The following is a 20,279-nucleotide window of genomic DNA, read 5'->3' as shown; positions in this document are numbered from 1 at the left end:
TTCACTCCACCAGCTGGATGAGGTTGCCGTTTCGCGTCGCGTGAAGGTCCCGACCGAGGCGGTAGCCCTGGGATTCACAGAGGTCCACGTACGGCGCGTAGCCCTTCATGTCTTGGTGAGCTGGGATGACGTTCTGCGGTTGGAGCGCGTCGAGCATCTCGTAGTGGCCTTCCTCGCGGAGGTGGCCAGAAACGTGCACGTCGTCATAAATCCGTGCGCCCTGCATCTTCAGGAGTCGCTCGGACTGGTAGCGCTGCCCTTCGTTCGTCGGTTCCGGGATGACGCGGGCCGAGAAGACGACCTTGTCGCCGTTGTCCAACTGGTACGGCGTCTCGCCGCGACCCATCCGCGTCAGCATCGCGCGCGGCTCACCTTGGTGGCCGGTCACGATGGGGAGGTAGTTCTCCTTGCCCTCCTTCATGATGCGTTTGAACGTCCGGTCGACGGATTTTCGGTGGCCGAACATGCCGAGTTCCTCCGGGAAGTCGACGAAGTTCAGGCGTTCCGCGGTGCCCGAGTACTTCTCCATCGAGCGTCCGAGGAGGACGGGCGTCCGTCCGATGTCCTGTGCGAACTCGACGAGGCTCGTCACGCGGGCGATGTGGCTGGAGAACGTCGTCGCCACGATACCGCCGTCGTAGTCCTGCATGCTGTACAGTACGTCTTTGAGGTGACGACGAGCCACGGATTCGCTCGGCGTGCGACCCTTGCGGCCCGCGTTCGTACAGTCCTCGATGTAGGCGAGGACGCCGGGGCCTTCGCGTCCGATTTCGCGGAAGCGCTTCATGTCGATGGGGTCGCCGAGGACCGGCGTGTGGTCCATGCGCTTGTCGAGGCCGTAGACGATGGCACCCTCGGGGGTGTGAACCACCGGGTTGATGGCGTCGATGATGGAGTGGGTGACGTTGACGAACTCGAGTTCGACCTCGTCGCCCAGCTGCATCGTCTCGCCCGCTTCCATCTTGATGAGGTCGTTTTCGACCCCGAACTTCTCCTCGCCCTGAATCTGCTGTTTCACCAGTTCGATGGTGAACGGGGACGCGACGACCGGCGCGTTGTACCGGTGGGCCAGTTTGCTGATGGCCCCGATGTGGTCCAAGTGACCGTGTGTCGGGACGATGGCCTTCACGTCGCCCTCCAGATCGGACATGACGCGGTCGTCCGGGATCGCGCCCATGTCGATGAGGTCGAGGCTGTGGAGTTTCTCTGTCTCGACGTTATCGTGGAGCAGCACCTTCGACAGGTTCAGTCCCATGTCGAAGATGACCACTTCGTCGCCTGCGCGCACGGCAGTCATCTGCCGTCCGACTTCTTCGTAGCCGCCAATTGTTGCGATTTCGATTTCCATAGTTTGCTTTCCTCAAGCATTGAAACGCCACGCGGCGTGGCGGTTGCGTTGCTCACTGAAATCCTCGCGGGGCCGCGAGCGTCAGACCCCGGCGTCTTACAGCACGTCGGTCTGGCACTCGCGCGCGGCGGGGTGCCGCACACCCGCGAGTTGCCCAGTCTGCTAGCGCCTACGTCCCGGGGTAATAAAAACTGCCGGGATTGTGTTCGTCGGGAGCCAATACCATGGCCCATCACCGTTGCTCTCGGCATCTATACGCGGTACGAGGTTTGGCAACTAGCGAAAATATTTGGAATAATTTACTTTGTTCGGCGAACTGACTACCTGGGACGATAGGGTACGACTGTATCATTTCGACTCGTTGGTGGACTCCAGACGAAGTTCTACTCCGACACACATCCGATAATTATAGTAATATATTATACTAAATTATTTAGTTAAGTGTGGCAATAATTATGTAGTTAGGGTTAACATAAAATATCGGATGAAATTAAAAGCGGTGCTGTTGAGTTTAGTAGTCGTACTGTCCACGTCGGCCGTCTGGGTCGGCGGCGCTGTCGCAACGCAACCGAACACGAGCGATAGCCTTCAACCGACCGTCTTCGAACCGAAGACGAGCGTGAACAACTCCACGAACGGCGACGGTCCTCAGCGGGCCGAACCGTCACAGGAATCGCTCGACAAACCCATCGATTTCGACTCGGCACCCGAGTCGTTCACGACGACCGACGAAGGGAGTGGGGCGTCCGGTGGGTTCTCCATCCTCGCACAGGACTCCTCGTCCATCGTCATGGACCCGTCCGACGACGCGACGGACCCGGACCTCGTCGGGACGACGAAACAGTACCTCGGTTCCGACAACGACAGCTACTACTTCAAGAACTTCACGCTGCTGTCCCTCGGCGACCACGTCGAGATATGGGTCGCCCGCGACCTGACGTGGCCCGAGAACGACTCGCGGACCGACCCGACCATCTCGGAGCAGCAGGCCGAAGCGCTCCGCACGCAGTTCGAGGAGAACATGTACGAGACCGAATCGGACGTGTTCGGCACTCCGGACGCCCGGAACGGAACGGAGGGTCTGTTGGAGGAGATCGGTGCCGTCCCCGACGACTACTACCGGACCGAAAACGGGAGCGGGAAGACCGTCCTGTTGGTGGACAACGTCCGCGACGAGAACTACTACAACGCGTCGTACCCCATCTACACGGCCGGGTTCTACTCGCCGACCATCCAGCAGTACACCGACCGCAACGTCGTCACCCTCGACGCCAAGGGATGGAACGAGGTCAACGAGACGAACGACGAGGTCGGCTACGAGGGAACGCTCGCACACGAGTATCAGCACCTCATCCACAACGACCTCGACGGCGACGAGACGACGTGGGTGAACGAAGGCATGTCCGACTACGCCGAGGTCATCACTGGCTACGGCGTCTCGGAGGGTCACGTCCAAGCGTACGAGGAGATGCCATCGAACTCCCTGACCAACTGGGAGGACCAAGGGGCCATCAACGTCCTCTCGGACTACGGCATCGCGTTCAGCTTCCAGATGTACCTGAGCGACAGGTACGGCACCGACTTCATCAGTAACCTCGCACACGAGGAGGCGAACGGCATCGAGGGCGTCGAGAAGACCCTCGACGAGACCGGCGCGAACACGGACTTTTACGACCTGTATCAGGACTTCTCGACCGCGGCGGTGCTCGATTCGTCCGAGCGCCGGGTGCGGGACGAGTACGATATCGACGGCCTCGACTTGAACCTGAACACGTCGAACGACGTCGGCACCGCGGGTGCGTGGGGGACGAACTACAAGGAGGTCGATACGTCTGACAAGGGGCCGATAACGGACGTGACGCTCTCGGGAACCGACTACATCGGCACCCAGTGGCAGAACGCGACCGACCCGGTCACCGGCGAGGGACAGGTGCTGTACTCCGGGTCCGGCACCCTCCTCGACCGGTCCGCCATCACGAAAGCCGACCCCTCGAACGGCGATTCGACGCTGTCGTTCGAGACGTACTACGACATCGAGGAGAACTGGGACTACGGCTTCGTGCAAGTCTCGACTGACGGCGGCGAGACATGGGAGAGCCTCGAATCGAACCGAACCGACGACTCGCCGAACCCGGACGCGCATCCGACCATCAAGGAGAACGCGCCGGGATACACCGGCAACACAAGCGGCGAGTGGGTCGAACAGTCGTTCGACCTCTCCGAGTACGAAGGGGAGGGCGAGGTCCTCATCGCGTTCCGTTACGCGACGGACTGGGCGACCACCCAACCGGGAATGTACGTCCGTAACGTCGAGGTCGGCGGCGAGAGCGTCCCGACCGACACGACGGATTCGTTCATGAGCCTCCGCGAGGCGACCGGCGACGAAATCGGGTACCAGTTCACCTTCATCGGTATCAAGGAGAACGGCAGGGCCAAAGTCAAACAACTCGACATGCGGACCTTCTCCGACGACGAGGAACAAGAACTCCACCATTTCCTCCACAACGGCAACTTCGAGAAGGTCATCGCCGCGTCGACCTGGGCGGCCCACCCCGGCGAAGGGGGCCGCGTCCCGGTCAGCGTCGAGTTCGAATACGCCCGTGACGGTCACGGCGGACACCACGGCGGCCACGGCCATCACGGAGGTCACGGTCATGGTCATCACGGTGGGCACCACGGCGGCCACGGCCATCACGGAGGACACGGTCACGGTCATCACGGCGACGACGACCACCACGGACACGACGGACGCCACGGGGGTCACGGACACCGCGGCGGCCACCACGGCCACGGCTGGTAGAATCGCGAACGCATCGCTCGACACTTTTTTCGAGGAGGCAGAACGGAAACGCGAGTAAAACCGAACCGCGGATCGGCTTCGAAACGGGTGTTCGGTCGTCAGTCGTCGGCCGAGACGGGCGACGCGGAGACGTCGATTTCGCCGGAGTCGAGTTCGGCTTCGACTTCGCGCGCCGCCTGCACCATGTTCGCCATCTTGCCGTACGCGACCTCGCGCGGGAGGAGTTTCAGGCCGCAGTCGGGGCTGACGGTCAGTTGTTCCGGCGGGACGATTTCCAGACCTTTCTGGATGTTCTCCTTTATCTCCTCGACGCTCTCGACTTCGGCGGTGTGGGCGTCGGTGACGCCGAGCGCGAGGTTCGCGGTGAACTCGGGGTCGCGGAACACGTCGAGTTGGTCGTAGTCGCCGTTGGCGAGTTCGAGGTCGAACTCGTCCACCGGGTAGTCGAGCATCTCGGGGTAGATGCGCGAGTAGTCGCCGTAACAGACGTGCAGTCCGAGGTAGACGTCCTCCGGGATTCCATCCACGATGCGTTCCAGACACTCGCCGACGATGGCGTGGTCGTCCGGGGTCGTCGCCAGCGCGGGTTCGTCGATTTGGATGTAGCGCGCGCCCGAATCGACCAGTTTCTCGATCTCCTCGTTCACGAGGTCCGCGAGGTCGTAGGCCAGCGACTCCTCGTCGTCGTAGGCCTCGTTGAAGCTCCAACTCGCCAGCGTGTAGGGGCCGGTGATGGGAACCTTGACCGGGCGTCCGGCCACCTCGCTCGTGAACTCGTACTCGTCCACGAGCCACGTGTCGTCGTACTCGACTTCCGTGACGACGCTCGGTTTGTCGAAGTAGTTGTGTCCCCACACCTTCACCGGACCGTTGAACTCGTAGCCCGAGATTCGGTGGGCGAAGTACTCGACCATCTCGTTGCGCCGCATCTCGCCGTCCACGACGACGTCCAATCCGGCGCGCTCGTGTTCCTTCGTGATGAGACGCGACGCGTCGATCTGTGCCTCCTCCCACGCCTCTTCGTCGAAGTCAGCGTCCGGGTCCTCGTAGAGTTCTCGCGAGCGGTCCACCCACTTCGGCTTGGGATAACTTCCGACGATGGTCGTCAGGATGAAGTGGTCGTTGTCGTGGTCGTCGGGCTTGAATTGGTTTCGAGCATCGTTTCGCGACTCGCGGGTCGTTCCTCCCCGCTCGTTTTTCGAGTCGCGTGGCGACTCGCCACTCATATTTGCACCTCCTCCAACCGCGCGGCTTCGCCGAGGACGGCAACTTTCTCCTCGAACTTGTTGTACGGCAGGTAGAACGGTTCCGTGTTCGTCGTCAGATACTCCTTCTCGAACCCGTTGACCGGCGTGTTCTCCTCGAACCAGTCGACCCGCTCGGCGACGGTTTCCGGCGATTCGACCAGCGTGTTCTGTCCGTCGACCAGTCCGAGCGACACCGAATCAGTCGTCCCGAACTCGTTGATGTTGGAGAGACAACCCTCGTGGTCCGTCACGAGGTCGTATCCGAGCGCGTCGATGTCGGCGTCGAGGACGTGTGCGTGAACCTTCTCGGTGAGCGACCCGAAGTAGGGCTGAACCACCACGTCGGCGTCCGTCGCGTTCGCAACCGCGTCGATGGCCTCGCTGGCGCGGGCGTCCTCGCCGTCCTCCGGCGGGTTCACCACGAGCGAGGGTTCGAGGAGGAACAGGGTTTCGACGCTCGGGAACGCGTCGACTTCCCCCGCGAGGAACTCCGCGACGGCGGCGAGGAACTCCTCGTCGTCGCCGTAGTACTCGTCGGTGGCGAGGTCGGCGAGCGAGTACGGGCCGGGGAGGACGGCCTGTACGTCGTCGGCGAGTTCGGCGGCGGATTCCAGTTCACCGGCTACGTCGCCGTCGAAACCGAGTTCGTCCACGACGACCGGGTCACGGTAGAAGTTGTTGTTGTCGTAGTACCGCACGATCCCGCCCGTTTCGACGGCGTCGTGGACCGTCAGCGGGTGGGCGAGCATGTCGTCCCAGCGCAGTTGCCCTTCGACGATTCGGTCGAGTCCGGCGTCCTGCTGGACCGCGACGACTTCCGAGCGAGCGTCGTCGTACACCGCGGTCAACTCGGGTCCCTCGTCGCCCGAGATGAGGTCGTGTTTCTGATGGCCTTTCAGGTCCGAGAGGTCGTCTTTCGCCCAATCGGGGAGCGGGAACAACCCCGTCGTCGTGGCGATTCGCTCAGTCATGTACCCGGGGCTAAGATATGCCGGCGTTTAATATTTTCCGTTCGGGAAAATAACCGTGGATAATCAGCGGAGGAGCTTCAGTATCGTCAGCGTCTCGAACGGGAACGACTCGTCGCGGAGCGCGACGGCGCTGAACCCGTTCTCTCCCGCCCGCGAGACGACCTCTTCGACGCCGGAGAGACTGCTGACGAGGAGGAAAACCCGACCGTCCGGCGCGAGGACCCGACCGACCGCATCGAGGAACGGGTCGATGACCTCTCGCCCCGATTCGCCACCGGACAGGGCGCGCTCCATCCAATCGTCCCGCTCTTCATCGGGGTCGGTCGGCAGATACGGCGGATTGAACACCACCGCGTCGAACGCCCCGTCGTGGAACGGGGACACCAAGTCCGCTCGCACCGCCTCGACGCCGCGCTCGCGTGCGCGCTCGCAGGCGTGTGGATTCACGTCCGCCCCCACGACACGGGCACCTGTTTCCTCGGCCACGTACTCCGAGACGTACCCCGACCCCGTTCCGACTTCGAGGACCAACTCGTCGCCCGCTATCTCCGCCGCCGCCGTTTCGGCGAGGAGGTGTGAGTCCTCAGCCGGTTGGTACACCTTCGTCTCCGTGCCACGTCGCTCCGCGAGGTCCGTCATTCGTTCTCCCCTCCGTCGTTCGGTACCGTACCGCCATCGGTCGCGCCGTCGTCGGTCGTTTCCCCGCCATCGGCCGTCGGGTTGCGCTCACGTACTCGCTCGCGTTGCCCGGCGACCTGAAAGCCGTTCGTCTCCGCGCGACCGGAGAGTTCGCGCTGCGGGTACGGAATCTTGACTCCCTCGCCGTCGAAGGCTTCCTTTACCTCGTTGATGACCGCCGTCTTCGCCCGCCACTTCCGGCGCGCGCTCGGCTTGTCTATCCAGAAGCGAAGGCCGAGGACGATGGCCGAATCGCCGAACTCCTTCGAGACGACTTGGGGCGACGGCACGGCCAGTACGTCGTCTTGGTCACGCATAACTTCCTTCGCCAAATCGGCGGCCCGTTCGACGTCCGCGTCGTAATCGACGCCGACGTCCACCTCCAACCGCAACCGGCCCTTCCGACTGCGGTTGACGATGGTGCTCCCGCCGACCGTATCGTTCGGAATCATCACGTACTCGCCGTCGAACGTCTGGATTCGCGTGTTGACGATGGAGATGTCCGTCACGATTCCTTCCTCCTCCTCGATTATCACCCAGTCGCCGATTTCGAACGGGCGGGCGAACATCAGCATGAATCCCGCCAACAGCGACCCGAGCGTCTGTCGGGCGGCCATACCGACCACGATTCCGAGAAATCCCGCACCGACGAGGAGGCCGGTGAGATCGATGTCCCAGACCCCGAGAATCGTCGCCCCGGCGACGACGTACACGGAGATCTGCGTCAGACGGTAGAGCACCTGCGCTTGGTGCCGAGAAAGCGTCTCCCGTCGCCGTGAGAGTCGGTCGATTCCTTCCTGTGTGATGCCCGAGACGACGTAGCCGATGGAGAGGATGGCGACCGAGAAAGAGATCTTAACGGCGTTTTCGCTGTTTATGTATTGTGATATGTTGGTTTCGCTGAGGACCAACAGGGCCGAGTTGACGACCTCCCAGAGGAACAACAACGTTATCGCCGCCAACACGACGAAAATCCCGAACGCCCCGGCCACGATGACGTTTACCAACGCGTTCGGCATCGTTTCCTGTAACTTCTGCCGTCCGCGCCACGCAACGGCGAATCCGGCAAGTAGGGCGATCAGGACGAACGCGGTGATGAAGACGCGGATATCGATCCAGATGAAGTCGTCGAACCAACTGATCAGGTTCCCTGCCATCAACCACCACCCCGTCCGAACTGGTCTGCGACCCGTGCCATCGCGGCGAACTCCACGGGCGAAACCTTCCCGGCGCGCTTTCGGAGGATGTCCTCGTCCAGCGCGTCGTCATCGGGCGATTCGAGCGCATCGACGACGGCGTCCGGGTCGTCCAGTCCCGAGATGTGGGCCGTGTTCCGAATCCCGTTTCGAATCGTCTTCCGACGCTGGGTGAACACCGCTTTCACGAAGTCGAGGAAGAATTCCTCGTCGTCCACCTCGTACTCCGGGTCTCGGGGAATCGTTCGCACGATCGCGCTCTCGACCTCGGGTTGCGGCGCGAACGCCTCGCGCGGAACCGTCTCCACGACGCTCACGTCGGCGTAGTGTTGTGCCGTCACGGAGAGTCGGCCGTAGTCGTCGCTTCCCGCCTCCGCGGCCATACGTTCGGCGAACTCCTTTTGGAACATGAGTAGCATCGGTTTTCCGAGCGGGAGGAGTCGAAACGCGATTTCGCTCGAAATCCCATATGGAAGGTTGGCAATGCAGGCCGAGAAGTCGGGAAGTTCGACCGACAGCGCGTCGCCCTCGACGACCGTCAGGCGACCCGCGTCGCACTCCGCTCGAAACTCCCGTCGGATGAACTCCGCGAACGTCGGGTCGCGTTCGATGACCGTCACGCGGTCCGCTGCCGCGAGCAAGCGGTCGGTCAGAACACCCGGGCCGCCGCCGATTTCGAGGACGTGTTCGAGGTCCCAGCCGTCGGCGTACGTCGGTATTCTATCCACGACGCGGTCGTCCACGAGGAAGTGCTGGTCGCGGTTCGGGTCGGCCCGTGCGCCCGCACGGCGAATCAGCGCGTCGGGGTCCCTCGTACCGGGTTCCTCGGGTGGCGAGCGTTCCATCGTTGCCCCCCTCTATCGGTGCGAGCGGCGTAAACCCACCGAGTTCCGACCGACGTTAGTCGGCGCTCTTCGGGTGGAAACGGAAAGCGAGCGAAAACGACCGAGCGCTCGCGTCAGTCGTAGCGAACGAACGTCCGATACTTCAAATCGTCCTCGCGTATCTCTTCGAGGATTCGGTCCACGAGCACGTCCTTCGGGTTGTGAAGCCCCGAAACGCGGTCTTCGAGGTCGTCGAAGCTCTCGAACGGCTTTCGCTTTCGCGTTTCGAGGACGTGATTGCGCAGTTTCTTCCCGATGCCGGGAAGGAGGTTCAACTGGTGGAGTCGGAGGGTTATCGGTTGGGCGTCGTTGTAGAAGTCGACGAATCGGCGCTCGTGACGGTTCACGACGTCCGTGACGGCGTGTTCGAGTTCCGACTGCGCCGCGGACGTGAGGTCGCTATATGCGACTTCTCGAACGTTGGTCACGTTCTCGCGGGCGGCGGGCGGTTCGATGGGAATGCTGTCGCCGATACCGACGCTCGCTTCCTGTTCGAGCGTGAGTTCGAGCAGATGGAAATCGGATTCCGTCAAGACGTACGCGAGCGGTTCCTTCTGGTACTGGGGACGGTCGTCCTCCGCACGACCGTTCGGCAGGAAGTCGAGTACAACAGCCGACGCTTCGCTGTCAGTCTCGGATTCACTCATTGCAACCAAATACGGCGACGAGCAACTTAAAGAATCGGTGAAGTTACTCGTACTTCGCCACGACGTTCAGTATCTCGTCCAACTCGTCGCCCGAGAGGGTAAACCGCTCCTGAGCGTAAATCGCCCGCAGTTCGTCGCGGTCCTGCGGCAGGAGGTCGGCAATTTTGTACGCCGTCGCGCCGTTTACTTTTTCGAGTTCGAGCAGTTCCTCGACCAGTTCGCGCGACTCCTCGGCATCGAGGACGGCGAATCGGTTGACGTGCTCGATGGCACGGGAGAGGTTGTAGGGCATCTCGCGGTCCTCGTCGAGCGCACGTTCGCGTTCGATGTCCGCGAGGAGTTCCTTCGCCTCCGGCGTCGTGAGATACTCCTCGTCGAGCTTTTCCTTGAAGATGGTCATGACTTACTTCTGTGCGCGGAGGTGTGCGGGCTGGGTGATGAGCGTCTTTTCCTTGCCGCCGTCGTTGATGATGACTTTGTACGCTTTGCCCTGCTGACCGACGACCTCACCCGTTCGACCGTTGAATCGCGGGTGGAAGCGACCTTTGCGGACGCTCGGGTCGATTTTGAGGTGGACTTTCTGTCCGTTCTCGTACTGCTGGACTGCACGCTGTGGTGGCGAGGTGCCACGGTCGCGGGGATTGTTCGACAGTTTCTCTCGGGTGGTGTTGTACGGTCCGTTCGAGCTCGGCATAGTCGTATGACGCTCTTGTTCAGTGACGGTTATAAAAGATACGTTCCTCATCGCCGAGCGTTCACCGCCGCGGGTCGGTTTCGCACGGATCCGGCCGAAACGCCACGTCGCAGGGAGGCAAATCGCGCCACCACCGCTGGTGGACCCCGTCCGCCACGTCGCCCCTACGTGCCTCTTCGTTCCGACCGCGAGACGAAAGGATAACCCTCCTCGGGTTCGTTCCCTCGCGCATGACCGACAGCGACGATTTCGAGTTCGAAACGCGTTCCATCCACGCCGGACAGGAACCCGACGAGGAGACGGGCGCGCTGATGACGCCGATCTACGCCAACTCGACGTACGTGCAGGACGGGCCGGGCGACCACCGCGGCTACGAGTACTCCCGCACGGGCAACCCGACGCGAACCGACCTCGAAGCGAACCTCGCCAGCCTCGAAGGGGGCGAGTACGGCCGCGTCTTCTCCAGCGGAATGGGGTCCATCAACACCGTCCTCAACCTGCTCTCTTCGGGCGACCACGTCATCGCCAGCGAGGACGTGTACGGCGGCACCCACCGAATCTTCACGCAGGTGTACGCCGACTACGATATCGAGTTCTCCTTCGTGGACATGACCGACCCGAGCGAGGTGTCCGACGCGGTGCGCGAGAACACCGAACTGCTGTGGGTCGAGACGCCGACGAACCCGCTCCTCAACATCGTGGACATCGCCGCGATGGTCGATATCGCGGCGGAAGCGGATGCGCTGTGTGCGGTGGACAACACCTTCGCAACGCCGTACCTCCAGCGTCCGCTCGAACTCGGCGCGGACATCGTGTCCCACTCCCTGACGAAGTACCTCGGCGGTCACTCGGACGTGGTCGGCGGCGCGCTGGTCACGGACGACGCCGACTTGGACGAGCGAATCGGGTTCTACCAGAACAGCGTCGGCGCGACCCCCGGCCCGCACGACAGTTTCCTCGTCCTGCGCGGGACGAAGACCCTCGGCGTGCGGATGGACCGCCACTGCGACAACGCCCGCGACATCGCGGCGTGGTTGGACGACCACGACGCGGTGGACACCGTCTACTATCCCGGTTTGGAATCGCATCCGAACCACGAACTCGCGGCCGAGCAGATGACCGACTTCGGCGGCATGGTCAGCTTCGAACTCGACGCCACGCTCGAAGAGGCCGCCGACGTGGTGAGCGAGACGGAGGTGTTCACCCTCGCGGAAAGCCTCGGCGGCGTCGAGTCGCTCATCGAACAACCCGCGACGATGACCCACGCCGCGATTCCGAAGGAAGAGCGCTTGGCGGCGGGACTCACCGACGGCCTCATCCGCGCCAGCATCGGCATCGAACACGTGGACGACCTGAAAGCGGACCTCCAGCAGGCGTTCGACGCCGCGCTGCACTGAACCGAGACGGGTCCAACTCCCGGAACCGAGTGCCGGAGCCGAATAGTACACCTCGTTGAAACCCATACGTTCGCGTATGGAACTAAGCGACCACGTGTACGCGTTTCCACTGACCTTCGAGCGCGGCGACCATGAAGCCGTCATCAACCCCTCGGGCGTCGAAACCGAGGACGGACTGATTCTCCTCGACGCCGGTTTTTCCGGCCAAATGGACGACTTGGCCGACGCACTCGCCGAACACGACTTCACGTTGGACGACGTGGAGACGCTGCTTCTGACCCATCAGGACGGCGACCACGCGGGCGGGGCCGAGGACCTCCTCTCCCGAACCGACGCCACCGTCGTCGCTTCGACGGGCGACACGCCCGCCATCGAGGGCGACGAGGAACTCGTCAAGTCGAACCGCTACCCGCCTGTTCCGGTCGACGTGCAGGTGGTCGACGGCGTCACCTTCCGAACCGAGGCCGGACCGATGCGTATCGTCGAAACGCCGGGTCACACGCCCGGTCACCTCTCGGTCGTGTTGCCCGAAGCGGACCTCCTCATCGCCGCCGACGCCACCGTCGCCGACGAGGACGGACTCGTCGGCCCGAACGAGGAGTTCACGCCCGAGATGGAACGAGCGGTCGATTCCGTCGGCAAACTCGCCGCCTTCGACACGAGTCACGTCCTCTGCTATCACGGTGGGTTCGTCGAGGACGCCGACGTCGGGGCGACGTACCAGTCGCTCACGGAGTAAGCGCGGACCGAAAACGAAACCGCGGAGTTATATCCGACCGACGTTCTGCACTTCGACGCTCTCGACGCCGTCGACGTTCGAGAACGATTCCTCGACGGCTTCCGTGCCACCGGCATCGTCGGGGACGATGACCGTCGGCAGGAGCGCGACGAGACCGAACGCGACGTCGTCGCGTTCGAAGCCGTTGATTTTCGCACCCTCGGGGAGCGAATCTTCGAGTTTCTCTTGGAGGTCGTCCAAGTCGATTTCCGGGCTCTGCGGCATCACTTTGACTTTGGCTGCTACTTTTCCCATGATTACGGTCCGAGGAACCCACAGTCGGGGCACTCGTAGAGGTTGCTCTGTTTTCGGCACTTCGCACAGCGGTAGATGGTCTGCCCACAGTCGGGGCACTTGAACGACGCGGCGTTCGTGCCGGAGATATTGATCCCGCACGAGACGCATTTTCGCGCTTGTTTTTGGGTCTGACTCATACACCCACGTTCCGCCGCGCGACTTTTAACGCTTCCCTTTCGGGGTTCGAGGAGGGCGTTAGAACGCGCCCGTCTCGACGGTCGTGTCGGCGTGCAGGTCCGCCTTCACCGCGTCGTGAACCTTGCAGAGTTCGAAGGCGCGGTCGATGACGTCCTGTGCCGTCTCGTCGTCCGTCTCGGTCTCCCACTTGATGTCGAACGCGACGGCTTCGAGTTTGTCGTCGTCGTTCAGGTCGCCGGTCACGTCGATTTCGATCGTGCCGAGGTCGCCAGCGCCGCGCTGTTCGCCACCCACGCGAAGGGCGGGAACGTAGCACGAACCGTACGCGGCCAGCAGTGTTTCGAGCGTGTCCGGGGCGTCCTCGCCCGTCGCGTCGATGGTGACGGAGAAGTCGCGAATGTCGTTCTCTGCGCTGTATCCCTCTTCCGACGTGGTAGTGACTTCTGGCATTGCAGTTGTCTCCTTATCCGCGACACTCCTAAGGTTTGTTCTTCCGGTCGGGATTGTCGGAGTGAACGTGTAGAACCGTGGAAGATAGTCATCGCGAGGAGTTGGTCGGAATTATCGATATTTATCACGAGCTACGTTTGGTCGTTCTGCTACGGTAGTTACGGAGACGCAGACCCGAAGGCCCTGCTTCGAACGGACGTGTTTTGGAGTCTTGGGATTTCAGCAACGGCGAGAAGACGTCCTCGAAAGCCCCCGCTGACTCGTTGATATTGCTGTGACTGCAAGTACAGACGTCAGTGAAACCGCTACGGCACCGCACCGCGACGGCCACATCCTCCCCAACCGACTCCTTCGCATGCGCTCAGTCGTCCCTCGCGCTTGCCAGCAACCCTCGGATGTGAAATCCTCTGGTTGCTGGTGCACGCGCCCATAGCGGTTGGTCGGTATCGCGTACCACTGACTTCTGAGGTGGCGCGTGCTGGCGGGGCGACGAGGACATCTCGTCCGAGTCGTCTCCGTTGATATCGCGCGAGGTCTTCGTGAACGGAATCCTCGTGAGTGCAACGAACGAGGGCACGGAAGACGCAGAGCGTCTTCCGGAGTGAACGAATGGCATGGAAGTCGCATGTCTGCGCAACGAAGTGAGCAGAAACGTCTTCCAATGGATGACCGAGAAAGTGAAACGACCGAGGGAATCGGTTGGGAAGGACGTGGCGTGCGAGGTTTCTTCGAAACCTCGAAAGCGAGCGGTGTAGCCGCGAGCACGCGGTGCGGTTGGGTGGGTGGATTGAAAGGGGCCGCCTGCTCCCCTGTAACTGCAATCGCAAAACAATCAAAGTCACTTCGTAGCGAGCGGGTGGGGGCTTTCGAAAACTGGTACTCTCCGAGACACACCTCTCTTCCGTCGAAATCGAATCGTAGCGACCAACGCACTCGAACTCGCCGAAGAAAACGAAAAACTGTCCCGTCTGCGTTCGATTCCCGTTACCAGAGTTGGTCGGAGAGGTCGAACGTCTCGCCGCCCTCCAGGACGTGGACCTCGGCGTCGTTGCCGGTAGCGTCCACCTCGCGCACGAAGTCCTCGGGGTCCTGCTCGATTGGCGGGAACGTGTCGTAGTGCATCGGGAACGCGTAGTCGGCGTCCAGCCAATCGACCGCGATGGCGGCCTGCCACGGTCCCATGGTGTAATGGTCGCCGATGGGAATCGCGACGGCGTCGGGTTCGAGGAACGGGCCGATGACGTCGCGCATCTCGGTCATCAACGAGGTGTCGCCCGCGTGGTAGAACGTCTCGCTCTCCTCGTCGGAGACTTGGGTGGGTTTCGTGTCGCTGATGACGAAACCGGCGGGCATTCCGCCAGAGGCACCGTAACCCGTGTCGAGGCCGTTGGTGTGGTCCGCGCGGACCATCGTGACGTAGGCGTCCTCGGCCTCGAAGGTCCCGCCCATGTTCATCCCGGTGCCGTCCTCGATGCCGTACTCGTCCGTCACGTAGCCGATGACCTCCGGCGTGGCGATGAAGTGTGCGTCGCGGAAACGGTCCGAGTCCGCGATGTGGTCGGCGTGCCCGTGCGTGAGCAGGACGTAATCCGGATCCAACTCCTCCGGGTCCGTGTCCGTCTTCGGGTTGTCGAAGAAGGGGTCGATGAGGAGTTCAGTGTCGTCGAGGGTGACGTGCCATGTCGAGTGTCCGTACCAAGTAAGCTCCATAGTGTGGGTTCCGATAGGGCGCAAACGGCCTTAAAGGATGTTGACGACGAGTGGGGTGTTACCGGAGTCCGAACGGTTTAGGCGCGGGAATACGACACCCAGCGTATGCATCGAGTTAGATTCCGTGATCCGGCAGGGTCGGTCCGAACCGGCGAATGGCACGACGGCGAACTTCTATTTGCGGACGACAGCTACGACCCCGAGGAGGTCGATATCCTCGCGCCGACGGAACCGACGAAAATCGTCTGCGTGGGCCGAAACTACGCGGAACACGCGGCCGAGCGAAACGAGGACGTCCCCGAGCGCCCGCTCCTGTTCCTCAAGCCGCCGAACGCCGTCGCGTCCCACGGCGATACGATCACGCTTCCCGCCGGAAAGGAGCGAATCGATCACGAGGCCGAACTCGGGGTCGTCATCGGCGAACAGTGTCGCCACGTCGCCGAGGAAGACGCGATGGACGTCGTCGCAGGCTTCACGTGTGCCGACGACATCTCGAACCGCGACGATCAGGATTTGGAGCAGAACTGGGTCCGCGGCAAGGCGTTCGACAACTCCTGCCCGCTGGGGCCGGTCGTGGCGACGCCCGACGAAGTGCCGGACGACGCCAGCGTCCGACTCCGCGTCAACGGCGAGGTTCGACAGGAGTCCTCGCGCGACCTGTTCATCTTCTCCATCCCGGAACTCATCGCGGAAATCACGACCTACCTCACGCTCGAACCCGGCGACGTCGTCATCACCGGCACGCCGTCGGGGGTCGGACCGCTCGAAGACGGCGATTCGGTCGAGGTCGAAATCGAGGGAGTCGGAACGCTCGCACACGACGTTCGGATCCCGTAGAAGCGGGGGACTCGTAGGAGCAGGAAACCAATAGAAGCGGGAACGGTAGATGTGAGACGAATTTTCGGAACGACGGTCGCGCTTAGAGGACGCTCCACGCCTTAACGGCGCGGTTGTACGACGAGATGTCGGCGATCCAGCGTGCCGCAATCATCTTCTTCAGCGTCTCCGCCGCACGGGAGTTGAAGGTGCTGATGGGGAAGTCCATGCCGGCGACTTTGACGCCGTGAGCGACGGCCTCGTCGCCGATAGAGATGACGGTCCCCTTGTCGTCGAAGGTCCACGTTTTGAGCGGTTGGCCGTAGATGGAGCGGGCGACGTTCTCGCCGACGACTTCGGCGGCCTGCCACGCGGCCTGTGCGGTGGGCGGTGCCGGGTTCTCGCCTTGGTCGATGATGGCACAGTCGCCGATGGCGAACACGCGGTCGTCGCTGGTCTGGAAGTCGGATTCGGCGGTGACGCGATTGTGCTGGTTGTCGAGTCCGCAGTCGTCCATGGCGTCGCGGCCCGTCACGCCGCCCGTCCAGACGAACACGTCGTAGTCGAGGGGTTCGCCCTCGTCGAACTGGATTTCGTCCTCGGTCGCTTCCGTAATCGGGTCGCCGGTCAGGATGTTGATGTCCTTTTCGAGGACGTACTTCTTGACCGTCCCCTGCAGTTCGGGATCCATGCCGGGCATGATCTCGTCGAGCGCCTCGACGAGGTAGATGTCGATGGGTGCGCGGTGCTTGTCGCGGTACTCCGCGATTTCACCGGCGCTCTGGATACCGGACAGACCAGCGCCGCCGATGACGATTTTCGCGGGGTCGTTTCGGGAGGCGGTCTTCGCGGCCTCCTTGACCTGCTCGTGGATTTCGAGCGCGTCGTCCAGACTCTTCAGCGTGAGGGCGTTTTCCGCCATGCCGGGGATGCCGTAGTAGGCCGTCTTGCTGCCGAGTCCGACGACGAGATAGTCGTAGTCGAGGTCGGCACCGTCTTCGAGTTCGACCGTTCGGTCGTCGGTGTCGATGCCCGTCACGGTGTCCTGAACGAATCGCGTGCTCGGGGCTTTGATCTCGTGAATCGGAATCGTGACCTTGTCCTGCGCTCGCGGGTCGCGGATGACGCGGTGGGACTCGTGCAGGACCAGATGGTAGTCCTTGTCCGACACCCACGTGATGTCGGCGTCGTCGAGTTCATCTTCGAGTTGCTGTATCGCGCCAGCACCAGCGTAGCCAGCACCGAGCACGACGACCTTCGTAGTCATACCCGACCATCTGGATTCATTCGATACAAAGGTGTTGAAACCCGCAAGCGGGTGTGAGATATTGTCTCTCTCGATAAACCCGGACGTGTTGGTTGCAAGCTTTAAAGGCGATAGGGCCAAACTATCCGCTACTTATGAGTAATCAGGAGTTGCGAAAGGAGGCACACGACCTCGACGTAACCGTGTGGGTCGGCAAAAGCGGCATCGGTGCCGTCACCGAGGAGCTAAAGAACCAACTGCAAAACGAGAAACTCGTCAAGGTGAAGTTCCTGCGGGCGGCCCGCGGCGGCACCTCGACGGACGAACTCGCGGAGGAACTGGCCAACGAGGTGAACGCACAACTGGTAGAAACACGCGGAAACACGGCGGTGTATCACTGATGGAACCGCTTCCCGGACTTAGTGGTATCTTCGGCGATAACGCGGAAGTCGTGACACAGGCGGTTTATTTCGTCGTCTCGTTTATCATACTCTACCTGCTCGGAAGGGTAATCGTCATTCCGATGATGAAACGCCTACTCGACAGGCGTGGATATGATGATAGCGTCAAGAAACCACTTACGAAGATAACTCAGTTGGTCGTCCTATTCGTGGCAGTCGCACTCGCGTTCGGGTTTGCCGAACTCGGGAACTTCTTAACCGCCTTCGCCACCGTCGCTGCTGCAGCAACGCTGGCCATCGGTTTCGCACTACAAGACCTCCTCGCCAACTTCGTCGCCGGGGTGTTCATCTTCACCGACAAGCCGTTCAAAATCGGCGACTGGATAGAGTGGGACGGCGGCAGTTACTCCGGCATCGTGGAGGACATCGACCTCCGCGTGACCCGCGTTCGAACCTTCGACAACGAGATGTTGACCGTGCCGAACTCGGTGCTGACCGACGACGTCATCAAGAACCCCGTCGCCAAGGACAAACTCCGCATCCAGTTCCTCTTCGGCATCGGCTACGACGACGACATCCACCGGGCGACCGAAATCATCATCGAGGAGGCCGAAAAGCACGCGGAGATCCTCGACGTCCCCGAACCGTCGGTTCGACTCACCGAACTCGGCGACTCCTCGGTCGGCCTCAAATCCCGCTTCTGGATAGCCGACCCGGCGCGCGGCGACTTCGTGAAGACGCGCGGCGAGTACGTCACCGCGGTCAAGGAGCGCTTCGACGCGGAAGGCATCGACATTCCGTACCCCTATCGAAACCTCGCGGGCGGCATCGAGATTTCGAACCCGTCCGAAATGGCGGTCTTGACGAATGACTAACACCTGATTTACGGGTTTTCGTTTCAACAATTCGGAAACAGCATTGAAGTAGGGCGACTGCTACGGTTTTACCATGGACGGGAGTCGAAGAGCGTTCCTTTCGACCGTCGGGTCGGTTTCGGCCGGTAGCACTGTTCTCCTCGCGGGCTGTACCGGAAGCGGTTCGGATGCGGCGGCAAACGCCGAAACGACGGGAGAATCGGGGGGAAAAGCGCCCGAAACGACTTCGACGGACGGAGTGGAGACGACCACATCGAACGGAAAAGGGGGCATCTCGACCACGACGATACGGGACGGGACGGAACAGGAAACGACCATCTACGAGATTCGTTCCGGGAAACCCGGCCCGACAGCGTTCGTGGAGGGCGGCATGCACGGTAACGAGGAGAGCGGATATTGGGCCGCCGATGCCATCAGGAAGTGGGACATCGACGCCGGAACGCTCGTCGTCCTCCCCGAGGCGAACAGTCAGGGGGTCGAACACCAGCGGCGGAAGTGGCCGCCCGGGATGGATCTGAACAGGCAGTTTCCCATCGGCGAACCACCGAAAAACGCGCTCGCGACCGCCATCTGGAACGCCATCGGCGAGTACGACCCGGACGTGTTCATCGACCTCCACAGTTCGAAGGGAATTCTGCGACGGGAGGGGGACGAGGGCGTCGGACAGAACGTGTTTCGCTCGAAGCACGACGAAATCGTCCGGACCGTGGAGACGGCGGTCGAGCGACTGAACGACGGATACGTCACCGGCTACGACCCGATCTACGACTTCGTTCACACGCCGGTCAGCGAGACGAAGTACGCCGCCGAACCCATGCTCGTCAACAAGATGCGAGTGGACCGCGACGTGCCGTCGTGTCTCTTCGAGGTCACGCAGGACGACGTGAAACCCGAAAAACGCGCCCAATGGACGCGGGTGTTCGTCGATAGCATGCTCGACTCGTGGAACATCCGGTCGTCACGGCTGGACGGGTGAGGTTCGGTGTCGGGCCGATGCGGCCGCTCGATTCGAGACGGCGTTTCGACTCGACGATGAGAATGCGGTATGAATGTGGACGTCCGGGGTTGCCCGGCGTTCCGGGTCGGGGAATCCCGGTTGCCTCCTCCACCCCGCGATCCGACGAGCGTCAGCTGTTCGGCGGTCCGCTGCTCACTTCCGTGCCTGACGGATTGCCACCGACTAACTGCGACGGCACACTCCTGCGAGTGTTCGCCACAGACCGCTGGCCCCGTCGGACGAGGCTTCTGCGTTGGCTTTCGGGGCCCGACCCGGTCTGACCGGACGTGCCCGGAGTTTGGTTCCCGCTCAAGACCATAGCGCGGGCGGGGAGCAGGGCCTAACTGCCCAACCTAGTCCACTTCCTTCTACTCCACTCCGACTTAAGGGCCTTTCGGGTTCGTAATCGCATCGCGGGTTCGATTTCCGTTCGACGTTCACCCGACCGTGGCGATAGCCATCACGTTCGAGGCGACGACGAGCAGGCCGACGACGAGATAGACGATGCTCCCGAGCCGAAACGTCCGACGGGACCGCTGTGTCCACCCCGAGAGGACGACGAGGAGGACGACGGTGGCCCCTTTGAGAAGAAGCAACCCCACGATACCCATCTCGGCGAGGAGGTGGGCAACGAACGGGTTCCCCTCGTTCAGTCCGAGTTCGAGGCCGATGCCGGTCGTTATCACGTCGCCGAGCATCACCCCTAGCA

Annotated in this window: 22 protein-coding genes and 1 other RNA gene; 7 read left to right on the top strand and 16 right to left on the bottom strand. The window is 62.1% G+C overall.

Annotation, left to right across the window (positions count from 1 at the left end; all coding sequences use genetic code 11):
• Position 1 precedes the first annotated feature (1 nt).
• Positions 2-1,348: a ribonuclease J gene (locus LJF34_RS05080; protein ID WP_231183698.1), complete on the bottom strand. Its 1,347-nt coding sequence runs from the start codon at positions 1,346-1,348 to the stop codon at positions 2-4.
• A 484-nt stretch (positions 1,349-1,832) separates the two neighbouring features.
• Here LJF34_RS05080 and LJF34_RS05075 point away from each other — a divergent pair, with 484 nt between their 5' ends.
• On the top strand, positions 1,833-4,148 hold the full coding sequence (locus LJF34_RS05075; RefSeq protein ID WP_231183697.1) for an immune inhibitor A domain-containing protein: 2,316 nt from the start codon (positions 1,833-1,835) through the stop codon (positions 4,146-4,148).
• A gap of 98 nt (positions 4,149-4,246) precedes the next feature.
• Here LJF34_RS05075 and LJF34_RS05070 read toward each other — a convergent pair whose 3' ends face one another.
• From LJF34_RS05070 to LJF34_RS05035, 8 genes are all read right to left on the bottom strand, one after another.
• On the bottom strand, positions 4,247-5,374 hold the full coding sequence (locus tag LJF34_RS05070; RefSeq protein WP_231183696.1) for a methionine synthase: 1,128 nt from the start codon (positions 5,372-5,374) through the stop codon (positions 4,247-4,249).
• Positions 5,371-6,366: a 5-methyltetrahydropteroyltriglutamate--homocysteine methyltransferase gene (locus LJF34_RS05065; RefSeq protein WP_231183695.1), complete on the bottom strand. Its 996-nt coding sequence runs from the start codon at positions 6,364-6,366 to the stop codon at positions 5,371-5,373. The genes LJF34_RS05070 and LJF34_RS05065 overlap by 4 nt, the downstream gene beginning before the upstream one ends.
• Before the next feature lie 63 nt (positions 6,367-6,429).
• Complete coding sequence (locus LJF34_RS05060; RefSeq protein ID WP_231183694.1) at positions 6,430-7,005, bottom strand: HemK2/MTQ2 family protein methyltransferase; 576 nt, start codon at positions 7,003-7,005, stop codon at positions 6,430-6,432.
• On the bottom strand, positions 7,002-8,201 hold the full coding sequence (locus tag LJF34_RS05055; RefSeq protein WP_231183692.1) for a mechanosensitive ion channel family protein: 1,200 nt from the start codon (positions 8,199-8,201) through the stop codon (positions 7,002-7,004). The genes LJF34_RS05060 and LJF34_RS05055 overlap by 4 nt, the downstream gene beginning before the upstream one ends.
• The gene (locus LJF34_RS05050) at positions 8,201-9,085 is read right to left on the bottom strand and encodes a 16S ribosomal RNA methyltransferase A (RefSeq protein ID WP_231183690.1); all 885 of its coding nucleotides are present in this window, start codon (positions 9,083-9,085) and stop codon (positions 8,201-8,203) included. The genes LJF34_RS05055 and LJF34_RS05050 overlap by 1 nt, the downstream gene beginning before the upstream one ends.
• Positions 9,086-9,198: 113 nt before the next feature.
• Complete coding sequence (locus tag LJF34_RS05045) at positions 9,199-9,771, bottom strand: DUF655 domain-containing protein (RefSeq protein ID WP_231183688.1); 573 nt, start codon at positions 9,769-9,771, stop codon at positions 9,199-9,201.
• Positions 9,772-9,814: 43 nt separating this feature from the next.
• On the bottom strand, positions 9,815-10,171 hold the full coding sequence (locus tag LJF34_RS05040) for an RNA polymerase Rpb4 family protein (protein WP_231183686.1): 357 nt from the start codon (positions 10,169-10,171) through the stop codon (positions 9,815-9,817).
• Positions 10,172-10,174: 3 nt separating this feature from the next.
• Positions 10,175-10,465: a 50S ribosomal protein L21e gene (locus LJF34_RS05035; protein WP_231183685.1), complete on the bottom strand. Its 291-nt coding sequence runs from the start codon at positions 10,463-10,465 to the stop codon at positions 10,175-10,177.
• 230 nt (positions 10,466-10,695) lie between these two features.
• Between LJF34_RS05035 and LJF34_RS05030 the strand changes: the two genes are divergently transcribed.
• Both LJF34_RS05030 and LJF34_RS05025 read left to right on the top strand, forming a co-directional pair.
• Positions 10,696-11,862 (top strand): cystathionine gamma-synthase, encoded by a 1,167-nt coding sequence (locus LJF34_RS05030; protein ID WP_231183684.1) that lies wholly within the window; start codon positions 10,696-10,698, stop codon positions 11,860-11,862.
• Positions 11,863-11,938: 76 nt separating this feature from the next.
• Positions 11,939-12,601, top strand: a complete 663-nt coding sequence (locus LJF34_RS05025) for an MBL fold metallo-hydrolase (protein WP_231183683.1) — start codon at positions 11,939-11,941, stop codon at positions 12,599-12,601.
• 27 nt (positions 12,602-12,628) lie between these two features.
• Here the strand turns inward: LJF34_RS05025 and LJF34_RS05020 are convergent, their stop codons facing one another.
• The 4 genes from LJF34_RS05020 to LJF34_RS05005 form a co-directional block, all read right to left on the bottom strand.
• The gene (locus LJF34_RS05020; RefSeq protein WP_231183682.1) at positions 12,629-12,895 is read right to left on the bottom strand and encodes an elongation factor 1-beta; all 267 of its coding nucleotides are present in this window, start codon (positions 12,893-12,895) and stop codon (positions 12,629-12,631) included.
• Positions 12,896-12,897: 2 nt separating this feature from the next.
• Positions 12,898-13,074, bottom strand: coding sequence for an HVO_2753 family zinc finger protein (locus LJF34_RS05015; RefSeq protein WP_007978781.1), 177 nt, complete (start codon positions 13,072-13,074; stop codon positions 12,898-12,900).
• 58 nt (positions 13,075-13,132) lie between these two features.
• Complete coding sequence (locus LJF34_RS05010) at positions 13,133-13,525, bottom strand: OsmC family protein (protein WP_231183681.1); 393 nt, start codon at positions 13,523-13,525, stop codon at positions 13,133-13,135.
• A gap of 984 nt (positions 13,526-14,509) precedes the next feature.
• Entirely contained in the window at positions 14,510-15,235 is a 726-nt protein-coding gene (locus tag LJF34_RS05005) for a metal-dependent hydrolase (protein ID WP_231183680.1), read from the bottom strand.
• 105 nt (positions 15,236-15,340) lie between these two features.
• Here LJF34_RS05005 and LJF34_RS05000 point away from each other — a divergent pair, with 105 nt between their 5' ends.
• On the top strand, positions 15,341-16,072 hold the full coding sequence (locus LJF34_RS05000) for a fumarylacetoacetate hydrolase family protein (protein ID WP_231183679.1): 732 nt from the start codon (positions 15,341-15,343) through the stop codon (positions 16,070-16,072).
• An 82-nt stretch (positions 16,073-16,154) separates the two neighbouring features.
• On the opposite strand, the gene LJF34_RS04995 is transcribed toward LJF34_RS05000, so the two are convergent.
• Positions 16,155-17,318 carry an NAD(P)/FAD-dependent oxidoreductase gene (locus LJF34_RS04995; RefSeq protein ID WP_231183678.1) on the bottom strand — a complete coding sequence of 388 codons (1,164 nt, stop codon included), beginning with the start codon at positions 17,316-17,318 and terminating at the stop codon, positions 16,155-16,157.
• A gap of 134 nt (positions 17,319-17,452) precedes the next feature.
• Between LJF34_RS04995 and LJF34_RS04990 the strand changes: the two genes are divergently transcribed.
• The 3 genes from LJF34_RS04990 (at position 17,453) to LJF34_RS04980 (ending at position 19,549) form a co-directional block, all read left to right on the top strand.
• The gene (locus LJF34_RS04990) at positions 17,453-17,698 is read left to right on the top strand and encodes a YhbY family RNA-binding protein (protein ID WP_231183676.1); all 246 of its coding nucleotides are present in this window, start codon (positions 17,453-17,455) and stop codon (positions 17,696-17,698) included.
• Positions 17,698-18,573: a mechanosensitive ion channel family protein gene (locus tag LJF34_RS04985; protein ID WP_231183674.1), complete on the top strand. Its 876-nt coding sequence runs from the start codon at positions 17,698-17,700 to the stop codon at positions 18,571-18,573. Before LJF34_RS04990 ends, LJF34_RS04985 begins: the two co-directional genes overlap by 1 nt.
• Before the next feature lie 73 nt (positions 18,574-18,646).
• Entirely contained in the window at positions 18,647-19,549 is a 903-nt protein-coding gene (locus tag LJF34_RS04980; protein ID WP_231183672.1) for a succinylglutamate desuccinylase/aspartoacylase family protein, read from the top strand.
• 73 nt (positions 19,550-19,622) lie between these two features.
• Here the strand turns inward: LJF34_RS04980 and ffs are convergent.
• An RNA gene (gene ffs, locus LJF34_RS04975) (signal recognition particle sRNA) lies at positions 19,623-19,934 on the bottom strand.
• 73 nt (positions 19,935-20,007) lie between these two features.
• Positions 20,008-20,268, bottom strand: a complete 261-nt coding sequence (locus LJF34_RS04970; RefSeq protein ID WP_231183671.1) for a DUF5658 family protein — start codon at positions 20,266-20,268, stop codon at positions 20,008-20,010.
• Positions 20,269-20,279: the final 11 nt, after the last annotated feature.

The organism is Haladaptatus sp. DYF46 (assembly GCF_021083305.1).
In the GTDB taxonomy this organism is placed as follows: Archaea; Halobacteriota; Halobacteria; order Halobacteriales; family Haladaptataceae; genus Haladaptatus.
The sequence above is the reverse complement of the archived record's forward strand: the minus strand, read 5'-3'. Positions and strand labels throughout refer to the sequence as shown.